Consider the following 14,650-nt stretch of genomic DNA (forward strand, 5'->3'; position numbering starts at 1 on the left):
TCCTCAGACCGTGGCGCCGGCGTTGGGATCGTTGGGATCCCCTTCCTTCCTGGCCGGCGCCTTGACCAGGTCCTCGCGCTTGACGCCCAGCCACATGGCGATGGCAGCGGCGACGAACACCGAGGAGTAGATGCCGAACAGGATGCCGATGGTCAGGGCCAGGGCGAAGTAATACAGGGTGGCGCCGCCGAACAGCAGCATGGACAGCACCATGATCTGGGTGGAGCCGTGCGTGATGATGGTGCGGCTGATGGTGGAGGTGATGGCGTTGTCGATGATCTCCACCGTGCTCATCTTGCGGTAGCGGCGGAAGTTCTCTCGGATGCGGTCGAAGATGACCACGGACTCGTTGACCGAGTAGCCCAGCACCGCCAGCACCGCCGCCAGCACCGCCAGCGAGAACTCCCACTGGAAGAAGGCGAAGAAGCCCAGGATGATGATCACGTCGTGCAGGTTGGCGACGATGGCCGCCACCGCGAACTTCCACTCGAAGCGGAAGGCCAGGTAGATCATGATGCCCACCACCACCATGGCCAGCGCCTTGAGGCCGTCGGCGGCCAGCTCCTCGCCGACCTGGGGCCCGACGAACTCGGTGCGCCGCAGCGACACGCTGGGGTCCGTGGTCCGCAGCGCGCCGAGCACCTGCTCGCTCTGTTGTGCGGAACTCACGCCTTTCTGGGCCGGCAGCCGGATCATCACGTCGCGCGCGGTGCCGAAGTTCTGCACCTGCACGTCCGAGTAGCCCAGCCCCGCGATCGTCTGGCGGATGCGCTCGACGTCGGCGGCCTGGGCGTAGCCCACCTGCATCACGGTGCCGCCGGTGAACTCCACCGAGAGGTGCAGGCCCCGGGTGACCAGGAAGAAGACCGCGGCGGCGAAGGTCAGGAACGAGATGATGTTGAACACCATCGCGTGCCGCATGAACGGGATGTCCCGACGGATCTTGAAGAATTCCATGTCGTCAGCGGCCCTCAGCCTTGGTTATAGCGCCATCCGCGCCCGGCCGCCAGACCGTGCCGATGGAGACCGACTTGAGCTTCTTCTGGCGGCCGTACCACAGGTTGACCAGCCCGCGCGAGAAGAACACGGCCGAGAACATGGAGGTCAGGATGCCGATCACGTGCACCACGGCGAAGCCGCGCACCGGCCCGGAGCCGAAGGCCAGCAGGGCGACGCCGGCGATCAGGGTGGTGATGTTGGAGTCCAGGATGGTGGCCCAGGCTCGGTCGTAGCCGGCATGGATGGCCGCCTGCGGCGAGACGCCGTTGCGCAGCTCCTCGCGCACCCGCTCGTTGATCAGCACGTTGGAGTCGATCGCCATGCCCAGCGCCAGCGCCATCGCGGCCATGCCCGGCAGCGTCAGGGTGGCCTGCAGCATGGACAGGATGGCCACCAGCAGCAGCAGGTTGACGGCCAGCGCCAGCCCGGAGAACAGGCCGAACAGCGCGTAGTAGACGGCCATGAACGCGACGATGGCGGCGAAGCCCCAGGCCACGCTGTGGAAGCCCTTGGCGATGTTCTCGGCGCCCAGCGTCGGCCCGATGGTGAGCTCCTCGATGATCTCCATGGGCGCGGCCAGCGAGCCGGCGCGCAGCAGCAGGGCCAGGTCGTTGGCCTCGTTCACCGTCATCGAGCCCGAGATCTGGAACCGGTTGCCCAGCTCGCTCTGGATCACCGGCGCCGTGAGCACCTCGCCGCGGCCCTTCTCGAACAGCAGGATGGCCATGCGCTTGCCCACGTTCTCGCGGCTGGTGTCGCGCATGATGCGGCCGCCCTTGGCGTCCACCGTGAGGTCCACCTTGGGCTGCTGGGTCTGGGAATCGAAGCCCGGCTGGGCGTCGGTCAGGCTGTCGCCGGTGAGGATGACCTGCTTCTTCACGATCACCGGCCGGCCGTCGCGCTCGAGGAAGCGCTCGGAGCCGAACGGCACCGGGCCGGTGCCCAGCTCGGCGGCCCGCGCCTCGGCGCTCTCGTCCACCAGGCGCATCTCCAGCGTGGCGGTGCGCCCCAGGATGTCCTTGGCCTTGGCCGTGTCCTGCACGCCGGGCAGCTGCACCACGATGCGGTCCAGGCCCTGCTGCTGGATTACCGGCTCGGCCACGCCCAGTTCGTTGATGCGGTTGTGCAGCGTCAGGATGTTCTGCTTGAGGGCCTGCTCCTGCACCCGCCGGGCCGCCTCGGGCCGGATGGTCGCGGTCAGCAGGTAGTCGGTGCCGGCGGTCGACTCGGCCACCTGCAGGTCCGGGAACTGGTCGGCGACCACGCGGCGTGCCGCCTCCATCGACTGGCCGTCGCGAAAGCGCACCTGCACGGCCTGGCCATCACGGCTGATGCCGGCATGCCGGATGTTGGCCTCGCGCAGCTGGGTGCGCAGGTCGCCGGCGAAGGACTCGGCCTTCTTGGTCAGCGCGCCCTGCATGTCCACCTGCAGCATGAAATGCACGCCGCCGCGCAGGTCCAGGCCCAGGTACATGGGCGCGGCGCCCAGGGCCGACAGCCAGCGCGGCGAGGCCGACAGCAGGTTCAGCGCCACCACGTAGGGCGGGTCGGCAGGGTCGGGCACCAAAGCCTTCTGCAGCGCGTCGCGGGCGCGCAGCTGCGTGTCGGTGCTGTCCAGGCGCACCTTGACGGAGCTGGCGTCCAGGGTGGTGCTCTCGGGCTGGATGCCCGCGGCCGACAGCGCCTGCTCGACCCGCGCCAGCGTGGTCGCGTCCACCTTCACGGTGGCTTTGGCCGAGGACACCTGCACCGCCGGGGCCTCGCCGAAGAAATTGGGCAGCGTGTAGACGATGCCCACCAGCAGCGCGATCACCAGGATCGCGTACTTCCAAAGGGGATACCGGTTCATCGGGGGGAGGTCGAAGATGTGAAGGACGCGCGCTGCGCAGCAGCGGCGCTGACACCTTCTGACACCTTCTCTTACTTGATGGTTCCCTTGGGCAGGACCTGCACCACGGCGCTGCGCTGCACCTGGATCTCCACCCCGTTGGCGATCTCCACCCCCAGGTAGGTGTCGCCCAGCTTGGTGACGCGGCCCAGCACGCCGCCGGCCGTGGCCACCTCGTCGCCCTTGGCCAGCGCTTCGATCATGGCCCGGTGCTCCTTCTGCCGCTTCATCTGCGGGCGGATCATCACGAAATACAGCACCACGAACATCAGCACCAGCGGCAGCATGCTCATGAGCGAGGACTGCATGTCGCCGCCGGCGGCGGCCGGGGCGGTCTGGGCAAAGGCGGAGGAGATCAGCACGGGGGCTCCAGCAGAAGTTGTCGTCGTAAAGCGGCGACCGCCCACGCCGAAGCCAGGCTTCGGCGCCGGACGGAAGAGAAAGATTGTATGCGGGCGCCCGGACACCACGCCCCTGCATCCCTCAGGGGCAAGGGGCCGGGCGCCCCCTCAGGCCGCCAGCCGCGCCTCGCGCGGGGCGCGCCACTGCTGCATCAGGGCGGACCAGCGGACCCGCGCCGGCGCCAGGTGGCGCTCCTTCACATGCCCGAAGCCGCGGATCTGCTCCGGAACGCGCGCGATCTCGACGGCCAGCGCGTGGTTGCCGGCGTCCAGCGAGGCCAGCAGCTCGTCGATGCAGGCGCGGTACTCGGCGATCAGCGCGCGCTCGGTGCGCCGCTCGGAGGTGGCGCCGAACGGGTCCAGCGCGGTGCCGCGCAGGCCGCGCAGCTTGGCCAGGATGCGGAAGCCCAGGCCCATGGCCGGCCCGTACTTGCGCTTGACCAGCTCGCCCTTGGCGTTGCGCCGGGCCAGCAGGGGCGGCGCCAGGTGGTAGTTCACCCGCCAGTCGCCCTCGAACTGCGCGGCGATGCGCTCCCGGAAGCCGGTTTCGGTGTGCAGCCGCGCGACCTCGTACTCGTCCTTGTAGGCCATCAGCTTGAACAGGTTGCGCGCCACCGCCTCGGCCAGGGACGCCTTGCCCAGCGGCGCCTCGGCGGCGCGCACCTTCTCGACGAAGGCCGAGTAGGCCTGCGAATACGCCGCGTTCTGGTAGGCGGTGAGGAACTCGACGCGGCGGGCGATCACGCTGTCCAGCGTCTCGCGCTTCTTGAACTCGACCACCTGCGCGGGGGCCAGCAGCTTCTCGACGCTGGCGGGGTCGTGCGCGGCGCGCCGGCCCCAGGCAAAGGCGGCCTTGTTGGCCTCGACCGCCACCCCGTTGAGCTCGATGGCGCGCATCAGCGCCGCCAGGCCCAGCGGGACCCAGCCCTTCTGCCAGGCATACCCCAGCATCATGGGGTTGGTGTACAGGCTGTCGCCCATCAGCCGGGTGGCCGCCAGGTCGGCGTTGAAGGCCGACAGGCCCTGCGGCCCGACCGCCCGGGCGACCTCGGCCGCGCAGGCGTCCGCGGGGTTGGCCCATTCGGTGTTGCGCACGAAGGCGGCGGTGGGCGTGCTGTGGGCGTTGAGCGCCACGCGCGTGCGGCCTTCGCGCATGCGAAGCACGGTTTCCTTGCCGGCCGCGACGATGGGGTCGCAGCCGATCACCAGGTCAGCACCGGCCATGCCGACGCGGGTGGTGCGGATGTCCTCGGCGCTGTCGCCGATCAGCACATGGCTCCAGGTCGCGCCGCCCTTCTGGGCCAGGCCCGCCGCATCCTGCGTGACGATGCCCCGGCCCTCGATGTGGGCCGCCATGCCCAGCAGCTGGCCGATGGTGATCACGCCGGTGCCGCCCACCCCGGCGACCACGATGCCGTAGGCGCCGTGCGTCGCCGGCAGCGCCGGCTCGGGCAGCTCGCCCAGGGACTGCGGCGACGGCGCCTGCTCCCCGCCCTTGGCTTTCTTCTTCAACTGCCCGCCCTCGATGGTGACGAAGCTGGGGCAGAAGCCCTTGAGGCAGCTGGTGTCCTTGTTGCAGGTGCTCTGGTTGATGGTGCGCTTGCGGCCGAACTCGGTTTCCAGCGGCTCCACCGACAGGCAGTTGGACTGCACGCCGCAGTCGCCGCAGCCCTCGCACACCAGGTCGTTGATCATCACCCGTACGGCCGGGTCGACCATGCTGCCGCGCTTGCGGCGCCGGCGCTTCTCGGTGGCGCAGGTCTGGTCGTAGACGATGGCGGTGGTGCCCGGGATCTCGCGGAATTCGCGCTGGATGCGGTCCAGCTCGTCGCGGTGGAACACCTCGACCCCGGCCGGCAGCTTGGCCACGGCGTACTTTTCGGGCTCGTCGGTCACGATCACCTGCCGGGCCACGCTCTCGGCCTGCAGGCTGTGCACGATCTGGATCACCGAGTGGCCCTCGGGCCGCTCGCCCACCTGCTGGCCGCCAGTCATGGCCACCGCGTCGTTGTAGAGGATCTTGTAGGTGATGTTCACGCCGGCGGCGATGGATTGGCGGATCGCCAGCAGGCCGCTGTGGAAGTAGGTGCCGTCGCCCAGGTTGGCGAACACGTGCTTCTCGTGGGTGAAGGGCTGCTGGCCCACCCAGGGCACGCCCTCGCCGCCCATCTGGGTGAAGCCCAGCGTGGCCCGGTCCATCCAGGTGGCCATGAAATGGCAGCCGATGCCGGCCATGGCGCGCGAGCCTTCGGGCACCACGGTGGAGGTGTTGTGCGGGCAGCCCGAGCAGAACCAGGGCTGGCGGTCGGCCTTGACCTCCAGCGCCTGCATGGCGCGCTCCTTGGCCTGCAGGATGGCCAGCTGCGCGTCCATGCGCGCCGCCAGGGCGCCGTCCACGCCCAGCTTCTTCAGGCGCTGCGCGATGGCGCGGGCGATCAGGGCCGGCGACAGGTCGGCGTTGGCGCGCAGCAGGGTGTTGCCCGTGGGGTTGGGCATGGACCATTCGCCCCCCGAATAGTCGCCCTCGACCTCGTTGAACTTGCCCAGCACCTGGGGCCGCACGTCGGGACGCCAGTTGTAGAGCTCCTCCTTGAGCTGGTATTCGATGACCTGGCGCTTCTCCTCGACCACCAGGATCTCGCGCAGCCCGGTGGCGAACTCGCGGGTGGTCTGCGCCTCCAGCGGCCAGACCACGGCCACCTTGTGCAGGCGGATGCCGATCCGCCGGCAGGTGTCGTCGTCCAGGCCCAGGTCGGCCAGGGCCTGGCGGGTGTCGTTGTAGGCCTTGCCGCTGGCGATCAGGCCGAAGCGGTCGTTCGGCCCCTCGACCACGTTGTGGTTCAGGCGGTTGGCGCGGATGTAGGCCAGGGCGGCATACCACTTGTAGTCGAACAGGCGCGCCTCCTGCTCCAGCGCGGTGTCGGGCCAGCGGATGTGCACCCCGCCCGGCGGCATGTGGAAGTCCTCGGGCAGCCGGATGCGCACCCGCTCGGGATCGATCATGGCGCTGGCGCTGGACTCCACGATCTCCTGGATGGTCTTCATGCCGGTCCACACGCCGGCATAGCGGCTCATCGCGAAGGCGTGCAGGCCCAGGTCCAGGATCTCCTGCACCGAGGCCGGGAAGAACACCGGCAGGCCGCAGGCCTTGAAGATGTGGTCGCTCTGGTGCGCCGCGGTCGAGCTCTTGGCCACGTGGTCGTCGCCGGCCACCGCGATCACGCCGCCCCAGGGCGTGGTGCCGGCCATGTTGGCGTGCTTGAACACGTCCGAGCAGCGGTCCACGCCGGGCCCCTTGCCGTACCAGATGCCGAACACGCCGTCGAACTTCTGCTGCGCCCCGGGGGCGAAGCCCAGCTGCTGCGTGCCCCACAGCGCGGTGGCCGCCAGCTCCTCGTTGACACCGGGCTGGAACACGATGTTCTGGGCCTGCAGGTAGGACTTGGCCTTCCACAGCGCCTGGTCGTAGCCGCCCAGGGGCGAGCCCCGGTAGCCGCTGATGAAGCCCGCCGTGTTCCTGCCCACCAGCGCGTCGCGCTGGCGCTGCAGCATCGGCAGCTTGACCAAGGCCTGCACCCCGCTCATGAAGGCCCGCCCGTGGTCCAGCGAGTACTTGTCGTCCAGCGTGACGGTTTCGAGCGCCTGGCGGATGTGCTCGGGCAGCGGTGCGTTCATGAAGCCTTGTCTCCTGCGTCTGCGTGGGCTGCGTGCCCCGGGACGAGTGTAGGCCGGCCGCCGGCGATATGTCGTTGCTTTTGATGCCGGAAAGTGCCCGGTCAGAGCAATATCGTTGCGTTCACTTGCAGAAACCAGAAGAAGAAAGCCGGCTGAGGCCGGCTTTCTTCTTCAGGCTGCTCGTGCCGTCAGGACCTGTTGCGCAAGGCGGGGCCGTTGCCGCCGATCAGCGCGCCATCGTCGCGGGTGATCACCAGGGTGGCCGAGCGCGGGCGCTTGCCGAGGCCGTAACCGGCGTTCGATGGCCACTGGCTGGTGTACTTGGCGGGATCGTTCACGTCGGCCTTGCTGATCGACTCGCCGGGGTGCTGCACGTTGACGAAGATGGCCTTGCCGTCGGGGGTCTCGGTCACGCCGGTGATCTCGCAGTCGACCGGGCCGACCAGGAAACGCGCCAGCGTGGCTGCGGTCGGCTTGGCACCGACATGGGTCGTGACCTCTGCCGTCGTGCCGTCGGCCCGGGTGTAGTTCAGCGTCACCGGCTGGCCGTCGCCGACGCGGCCCGGCCGGCCGATCAGCATCATGCAGTTGGTCTCGTCGGTGTACGCGCCGTCGTCGGTCTGGATGAAGCACAGCCCGGTCTTGGGGCTGAACCACAGGCCGTCGGGGCTGGAGAAGTCCTGGTCGTCGTTCAGGCCGGACAGGTTCACGCGGGCCGGGTCGGCATCGGCCTCGGCGCCGAACAGGTAGATGTCCCAGGCGAAGCGCGTCGCCGCACCGCGGCCGCCGTCCTCGCGCAGGCGGATGATGTGGCCGTTGACGTTGCGCGCGCTGGCCGGTGCCTCGGTCGCGGCATCGTTGTAAGAGCGCGGATTGGCCGGGTCCACCGGCTGCTGGCTGCCTGTGGGGCTGACCTTGCGGTTGGCGTTGTTGGTCAGCGTGTAGTAGACCTCGCCGGTCACCGGATGCACCGCACACCATTCGGGCCGGTCCATCCTGGTGGCTCCGACCGCGTCGGCGGCCAGGCGGGCGTTGACCACCACGTCGGCCTGGTTGGCGAAGGCATAGGCGGCGTAGCCGGCGACGGCCGGGTTGGCCATGCTCAGCTCGATCCACTCCCCCGTCCCGTCGCCGGCGAACTTGGCCACATACAGCTTGCCCTCGTCCAGGTACTTGTCGCCGGTGGTGATCCGGTTGGCGGGTTCGGCGTCGGCCGGGTTCCAGGGCATCTTGCTCACGAACTTGTACATGTACTCGCCCTGCGAGTCGTCGCCCATGTAGACGGCCAGCGGCTGGCCCGGCGCGCGCAGGCCGAAGGCCGCGCTCTCATGGGCGAAGCGGCCCAGCGCGGTGCGCTTGCGGATGGCGACGTTCTTGTCGTAGGGGTCGATCTCGACGATGTAGCCGTAGGTGTTGAGCTCGTTGCGGTAGTCTTCCGCGGGCCCGGCGCCCACCTGCGAGATGTTCCAGCGCGCATACTTGTCGTCCGTGCCGGCGGTCTCCCAGCGATGGCGGCTGGCACTGCCGGCATTGCGGCCGCTGCGGCGCAGCGAGACGACGCTCTTGGCCATGGGCCCGCCCCGCGCGGCATCGTCCCCGCCGGAGCGGGTGAAGTAGCCGGCCCAGTTCTCCTCCCCGGTCAGGAAGGTACCCCAGGGCGTGTAGCCGGTGCCGCAGTTGTTGATGGTGCCGCGGCAAGTGGTGCCGTCGGGCGAGTACCGGGTGACCATCAGGCCGTCGCCGCGGGCGGGCCCGTGGATCTGCATCGGCGTGAGCGGGGTGACGCGGCGGTTGTACCGCGAGCCCCTGTCGTAAGCGAAGGACTGGCCCCTGCGCTGCACCTCGGCCACCGACACGCCGTGGGCGGCGATCTCCTTGTCCACCTCGGCCACCGGGCGGCCGGCCGTCGCCGTGGCCGCCGTGACGCCGTTGGCATGCAGGAACTGGTCGACCAGGGCCTCGTGGTTCATCACCAGCAGGCCGCGCTTGGACCCGTTGGGGTCGCGGGCGGTGCCGGTGGCGTTCAGGCCGAAGTACTCCATGCCGTCATGCTGGTCGCCGGCGCGGTGCTCGAAGTCGGTGTCCGTGCCGTCGTTGAGGTACTCCGGGACGGTGGCCGCGAGGGGGTCCCCGGTGGCATAGATCGGCGTGGCGGTGTAGCCGCGCGGCACCAGCACCGCATCGGCCTTGCTCTTGGGCACCGGCTGGAAATTCAGCGTCAAGGCCTTGGACTGGACGTCGGCGGCCGCGACATCGGCCGCCTCGGCCACGTCGGAAGCGCCGCCGCAGGCCGCCAGCACCGCGGCACCCGCGCTGCCGACGCCGACGCGCAGCAGGTTGCGCCGCGACAGGCGGGCTTCGACGATGTCGTTGAGCGAGGGGTTCCCGCTGGTGTTGCAGTTGTCCTCGTCGCCGTTGCCGGCCAGGGCCATCTGTTCGGGATGGGTGTTCGCGTTCATGAAGAAGTCTTTCTCGTTGCGTCGTTGCGAAAACGAGGCGAGCGTAGAAAGACTGTGTGACGCGGCCATGGCGGCCGCGTGACAGCTCGATGAAACAGCCGCAGGCGCGCGGCCTCAGCCGCGCACGCAGCGCACCGTCAGCGGCTGCAGCGGGTAGTGGAGCAGGGCCTCGCGTTCGCCCGCCCCCAGGCCGAACTCGGCGCGCATGCGCGGGTTGCTCCACACCGTGTGCCGGGGCGTGGTCCCGCCGGCGTCGCGCAGCAGGAAGTCCTGGCCGCGCGGGCCAGCGTCCAGCACCGCGCTGTCGTCGAGGAAGAGGACGCTGAAATCAAAGCCTTGCTCGCAGCGGTAGCGGATGCCCGGCGGCTCGCTGGGCGGCTCGCCGGGCCGCGGGGTCGCGCAGCCGGCCGCCAGCAGGGCGGCGGCGCAGGCCAGGATGGCGCGCCGCACCGTCAGCCTCCCGCCCGGGGCCACAGCACCCACAGCCTGAGCGGCTGCTTCAGCCGGCCGGCCAGGTCGCCGGCCTCCTCGCCCCAGCCCACGAAATAATCCGCGCGCACCGCGCCGACGATGGCGCTGCCGGTGTCCTGCGCCAGCACCAGGCGCTGCAGCGGCAGCTGCGGCCCGGGCGAGGCCAGCCACACGGGCGTGCCGTAGGGGATGCTCTCCTTGTCCACCGCGATCGAGCGGCCGGGGGTCAGCGCGACGCCCTGCGCGCCGCGCGGGCCCAAGGCGGCGTCCAGCTCGGGCAGGGGTTCCTCGCGGAAGAACACGGTGCGCGGATTGCTCCACAGCATCTCGTTGACGCGCTGCGGGTTGGCCTGGGCCCAGGCCTTGATGCCGGGCCAGGACACGTCGCGCAGCTGGCCCCGCTGCTGCAGCCAGCTGCCGACGCTGCGGTAGGGGTGGTCGTTGGTCGCCGCATAGGCCAGCCGCACGGTGCGCACGCTGCCGTCGGGCTCGGTGATGCGCAAACGGCCCGAGCCCTGGATCTGCAGCACCAGCGCATCCAGCGGGTCGGCCAGCCAGGCGATCTCGCGGCCGCGCAGCTGGGCCCGCGCCTGCGGCGAAGTCTCCATCTCCTGGCGGCTGAACCAGGGCTTGCGCTGGCCCAGGCCGGCCGGCGGCCGGTACAGCGGCACGGTGTGCGTCGCGCTGGGCTGGCGCCGCGCCTGCAGCACCGGCTCGTAGTAGGCGGTCAGCAGGCCCTCGGCCGTGCCCTGCGCGGGCGCGGGCTCGACGCGGTAGGGCTGCAGCGCCTGCTGCATCCAGGCCCGCTGCTCCTCGGGCGTGGCGATGGACAGGCGCCGCACCTGCGGGCACAGCGCCTCCCAAGGCGCGGCCGGCCGCTCGCAGCTCTTGAGCCAGGCATTCCAGGCCTCGTGCAGGGCATCGGCGTCGAAGCCGGGCAGCTCGCTCCAGCGCACCGGCTGCCAGCGGCTCTTGCCGCTGGCCAGGGCGGGCGGCAGCGGCGCGGCGTCCGCCGGCGGCAACGGCGGCGTCACCGCGGCGGGGGCGGAAGGCAGGGTGGGGACCGTGGGCGCGACCGGCGCCTCGTCCGGCGGGGGCAGCGGCACGCTGCCGCAGGCGGCCAGCGTTCCTACAATCGCCGACGCCGCCCAACGCAAAGATGCTCTCATGCTGCTGATTCTGCTCGAAGCCCTGCTCGCGCTGGCCCTGCTGGTGCTGATCGTGTGGTGGACCATGTTCTCCGGCCGGCCCAAGGGCGAGCCGCCGGCGCCGCCGCAGGACGACGCTGCCGGGAAGGAATAGCCCTCAGGTCTTGCGCAGCACGTTGGCCAGCTCGACGGCCGAGCGCACCTCCATCTTGTCGAACACGCGGGCGCGGTGCACCTCGACCGTGCGCACGCTGATGTCCAGCTCGTCGGCGATCAGCTTGTTGGGCAGGCCGCGCGCCACGCGGTGCATCACGTCGCGCTCGCGCTGGGTCAGCTCGGCCAGGCGCGCCTGCACCCGCCGCTGCTCGCGCTGCGCCGCCAGCACCTCGGCCGAGCACGCGATCGCCTGCTCGACGCGGTCCACCAGCGCGTTGTCGGAAAAGGGTTTCTCGCAGAAGTCGAAGGCGCCGCGCTTGACCATGGCCACGGCGGTGGGCACGTCGGCATGCCCGGTCAGGAAGATCACCGGCATCACCTCCGCCAGCCCCAGGGCGGCCAGCCGCTCGAACAAGGCCAGGCCGCTGGTGCCCGGCATGCGCACGTCCAGCAGCAGGCAGCAGGGATGCCGCGGCGCGAAGCCGCGCGCCAGCATCGCCTCGAACGCGTCGCCGCTGGCGAAACCCTCGCTGGGCAGGCGGCGCGAGCGCAGCAGCCAGGCCAGGGCGTCGCGCACGCTGGCGTCGTCGTCGACAATGTAGACGGTGGCGTCGTGCAGCGGCTGCATCAGGCGGCTTCCAGCGCGGCGGCAGGCAGGCCGCCGGGCGCCCCCGCCGGGCCCGCGACCGGCAGCGTGAAGCGGAACACCGTGCCCTGCGGCAGGTTCGGCTCGAACTCCAGCAGGCCGCCGTGCTGCTCCACCACGGTGCGGCACAGCGACAGGCCCAGGCCCATGCCCTCGGCCTTGGTGGTGAAGAACGGCGTGAACAGCCGGTCCTGGATGTCCCGCGGCACGCCGGGGCCGCCATCGGCCACCGAGAACTCCAGCCAGGCCTCGCCGCCGTCGGCGGCCGGCGGGCAGCGGCGCACCTGCAGCGTGAGCGTGGGCCGCGCCACGCCCGCCTCGTCCATCGCCTGCATGGCATTGCGCGCCAGGTTCAGCAGCACCTGCTCGACCATGGTGCGGTCGCACAGCACCGCCGGCAGGCCCTCCGGCAGCCGGGTCAGCACGGTGACCCCCAGCTTGCGCGCCTGCAGGCCCACCAGCGGCATGACGGCGTCCACCAGCGCCTGCGGCGCCACCGCCTCGCGCGCCTGGTCGCGCCGGCGCACGAAGTCGTGCACGCTCCTGATCACCTTGCCGGCGCGCTCGGCCTGCTCGGCGATGCGCCGCATGGCCAGCTCGATGCCGTCCACCGCGCCGCCCTGCAGCAGGTTGAGCGAGCCGGTGGCATAGCTGGCGATGGCCGACAGCGGCTGGCTCAGCTCGTGCGACAGCAGCGAGGCCATCTCGCCGACGGTGGCCAGGCGCGCCGTGGCCTGCAGCCGCTCCTGGCTGGCGCGCGACAGCTCCTCGATGCGGCGCTGCTCGCTGACGTCCAGGAACGCGCTCATCCAGCCGGTCTGCACGCCCTGGGCGTTGATCAGCGGGGCCTCGATGATCAGCACCGGGAAGCGCGAGCCGTCCTTGCGCATGAACACCGACTCGAAGCCCTCGCGCGGCGGCACGTGCTGGCCGGCCAGCCGGACCGCCTGGCGCTTCTGGTACTCGTCCACCAGCTCGGGCGGCCAGTAGGGCGCGGGCGCCGACTTCCCCATCAGCTCCTCGGCCGAAAAGCCCACCATCTGGCAGAACGCCGGGTTGACGTAGGTGATGCGGCCCTGCAGGTCGCGCGCGCGCAGGCCGGTCACCAGGGAGTCCTCCATCGCCTTGCGGAACGCCAGCGCGTCGGCCAGGTCCTGCTCGACGCGCACGCGCCGCCGGGTGTCCTTGCCCAGCAGGGCCAGCACCGCCGCCAGCGCGATCGACATGCCGGTCACCAGCGCGGTGAGCACGTTGGGGAACAGGTCGGGCGCGGCGCGCCAGCTGTCCATGCGCAGCACCAGGGTGTTGCCGGGCAGGTCCAGCAGCTGCTGCGAGCTGAAGATGCGGCTGCCGCGCTGGGCCACGCCGTGCAGCGCCAGGCGCGTGCCGTCCGCCTCGACGAACGAGACCTCCTGGTTGCGCGTGAGCTGCGGGCCGACCAGGCTGGTGAGCATCTCCGCCAGCGAGTAGGTCGCCACCATGTAGCCGGCCAGCTGGCCGGCGACCACGTGCGGCAGGCACAGCTCCATCACCTCCATGCCCAGGCCGCCCGGCTGCGGCAGGAAGTAGCTGGCGGCGTAGGCCGGCCCGCCGCGCCGGCGCGCATTGGCGCAGGCCAGCTGCACGTCGGCCTGCGCGTTCTCGCGCCCCAGCCGGCCGAACGGCGGCGCGCGGTACGGGGTGTCGACCGCCGCCACCGCGACCAGCGCGCTGTCGCGCCACTCGATGCGCACCCACTCGCGGCGTTCGCGCAGCAGCTGGGCCGCCTCCAGCGCCCAGCCTTCGCGCGAGGGCGGGCTGGCCTGCAAGGCCTGCAGGTTGCGCGCCAGGGCGGTGCGGATGTCGCCCGCGGCCTGGGCCGTGTCCACGTCGAGCTTGTCCTGCACCTGGCTGGCCTCGTAGCGCCCGGCCAGCCAGACCAGGATCACCAGCAGCGCCGCCACCAGGCCGACCAGGGCGGCCCACAAGGTCCAGCGCGGTCCGGGTCCGCCCATGGTCACAGCGCGCGGTGGTCCAGGGCCGGCAGCTGGCGCCGCAGCTGGGCCAGGCGCTCGCCGTCAAGCACCGCCATCGCCAGCCCCGGCCCTTCGTCCGCGCGCTGCGCCATGACCACGCCCCAGGGATCGACGACCAGCGAATGGCCCCAGGTGCGCCGGCCGTTCTCGTGCAACCCGCCCTGCGCCGGCGCGGCGACATAGGCCAGGTTCTCGATGGCGCGGGCGCGCAGCAGCGGCTCCCAGTGCGCCTGGCCGGTGGTGTGCGTGAAGGCGCTGGGTACCAGCAGCAGGTCGGCCGCCAGCTGCCGGTACAGCTCGGGGAACCGCAGGTCGTAGCACACCGACAGGCCGACGCGCCAGCGCCCGCCGTCGCGGGCCATCAGCGTGAAGGCCGCCGGCGCGGCACCCGGCTCGATGGCGCGGGCCTCGTCGTAGCGCTCGCGCCCGTCGTCGAAGCGGAACAGGTGGACCTTGTCGTAGCGCGCCGCGCAGGCGCCGTCGGGCGCGAACACCAGGCTGCTGTTGCGCACGCGCCGCTCGTCATCGGCGCGCAGCGGCAGCGTGCCGCCGGCGATCCACAGGCCCAGCTCGCGCGCGGTGCGGGACAGAAAGGCCTGGATCGGGCCGTCGCCGAACGCCTCGCACGCCGCCAGCTTGTCGCCGTCCTGCCGGCCCATCAGGCAGAAGTACTCGGGCAGCACCGCCAGTTCGGCGCCCTGGCGCGCTGCCTGCGTGAGCAGGGCCTGGGCGGCTGCCAGGTTGTCCTGCACGCGCGGTGTCGACACCATCTGGACGGCGGCCACGCTCAAT

11 protein-coding genes are annotated in these 14,650 nt (G+C 71.1%); 1 reads left to right on the forward strand and 10 read right to left on the reverse strand.

The genetic code is table 11. From position 1 onward, the window contains the following. Window positions 1-3 precede the first annotated feature (3 nt). The 7 genes from secF to mltA form a co-directional block, all read right to left on the reverse strand. Window positions 4-957 carry a protein translocase subunit SecF gene (secF, locus tag RTA_RS18915; RefSeq protein WP_013903040.1) on the reverse strand — a complete coding sequence of 318 codons (954 nt, stop codon included), beginning with the start codon at window positions 955-957 and terminating at the stop codon, window positions 4-6. A gap of 4 nt (window positions 958-961) precedes the next feature. Continuing rightward, a complete protein-coding gene (gene secD, locus RTA_RS18920) occupies window positions 962-2,848 on the reverse strand; it encodes a protein translocase subunit SecD (protein ID WP_041675763.1) in 1,887 nt (628 codons plus the stop codon). 71 nt (window positions 2,849-2,919) lie between these two features. Beyond that, window positions 2,920-3,249 (reverse strand): preprotein translocase subunit YajC, encoded by a 330-nt coding sequence (yajC, locus tag RTA_RS18925; RefSeq protein WP_013903042.1) that lies wholly within the window; start codon window positions 3,247-3,249, stop codon window positions 2,920-2,922. A gap of 147 nt (window positions 3,250-3,396) precedes the next feature. Then, window positions 3,397-6,963 carry an indolepyruvate ferredoxin oxidoreductase family protein gene (locus RTA_RS18930; RefSeq protein WP_013903043.1) on the reverse strand — a complete coding sequence of 1,189 codons (3,567 nt, stop codon included), beginning with the start codon at window positions 6,961-6,963 and terminating at the stop codon, window positions 3,397-3,399. Between the two features lie 188 nt (window positions 6,964-7,151). Further along, a complete protein-coding gene (locus RTA_RS18935; protein ID WP_013903044.1) occupies window positions 7,152-9,422 on the reverse strand; it encodes a PhoX family protein in 2,271 nt (756 codons plus the stop codon). A 114-nt stretch (window positions 9,423-9,536) separates the two neighbouring features. Further along, window positions 9,537-9,872 carry a hypothetical protein gene (locus tag RTA_RS18940; RefSeq protein WP_143763010.1) on the reverse strand — a complete coding sequence of 112 codons (336 nt, stop codon included), beginning with the start codon at window positions 9,870-9,872 and terminating at the stop codon, window positions 9,537-9,539. Window positions 9,873-9,874: 2 nt separating this feature from the next. Further along, window positions 9,875-11,062: a murein transglycosylase A gene (gene mltA / locus RTA_RS18945; protein ID WP_226986093.1), complete on the reverse strand. Its 1,188-nt coding sequence runs from the start codon at window positions 11,060-11,062 to the stop codon at window positions 9,875-9,877. Here mltA and RTA_RS21390 point away from each other — a divergent pair. After that, complete coding sequence (locus RTA_RS21390) at window positions 11,061-11,195, forward strand: hypothetical protein (RefSeq protein WP_264361956.1); 135 nt, start codon at window positions 11,061-11,063, stop codon at window positions 11,193-11,195. The genes mltA and RTA_RS21390 overlap by 2 nt on opposite strands. Before the next feature lie 3 nt (window positions 11,196-11,198). Here the strand turns inward: RTA_RS21390 and RTA_RS18950 are convergent, their stop codons facing one another. The 3 genes from RTA_RS18950 to RTA_RS18960 are packed head-to-tail and all read right to left on the reverse strand — an operon-like array spanning window position 11,199 to window position 14,649. Continuing rightward, window positions 11,199-11,825: a response regulator transcription factor gene (locus RTA_RS18950; protein ID WP_013903047.1), complete on the reverse strand. Its 627-nt coding sequence runs from the start codon at window positions 11,823-11,825 to the stop codon at window positions 11,199-11,201. Next, the gene (locus RTA_RS18955; RefSeq protein ID WP_049871342.1) at window positions 11,825-13,837 is read right to left on the reverse strand and encodes a two-component system sensor histidine kinase NtrB; all 2,013 of its coding nucleotides are present in this window, start codon (window positions 13,835-13,837) and stop codon (window positions 11,825-11,827) included. Before RTA_RS18955 ends, RTA_RS18950 begins: the two co-directional genes overlap by 1 nt. 2 nt (window positions 13,838-13,839) lie before the next feature. Continuing rightward, window positions 13,840-14,649, reverse strand: coding sequence for a carbon-nitrogen hydrolase family protein (locus tag RTA_RS18960; RefSeq protein WP_041675765.1), 810 nt, complete (start codon window positions 14,647-14,649; stop codon window positions 13,840-13,842). Window position 14,650: the final 1 nt, after the last annotated feature.

The organism is Ramlibacter tataouinensis TTB310 (assembly GCF_000215705.1).
Classification (GTDB): domain Bacteria; phylum Pseudomonadota; class Gammaproteobacteria; order Burkholderiales; family Burkholderiaceae_C; genus Ramlibacter; species Ramlibacter tataouinensis.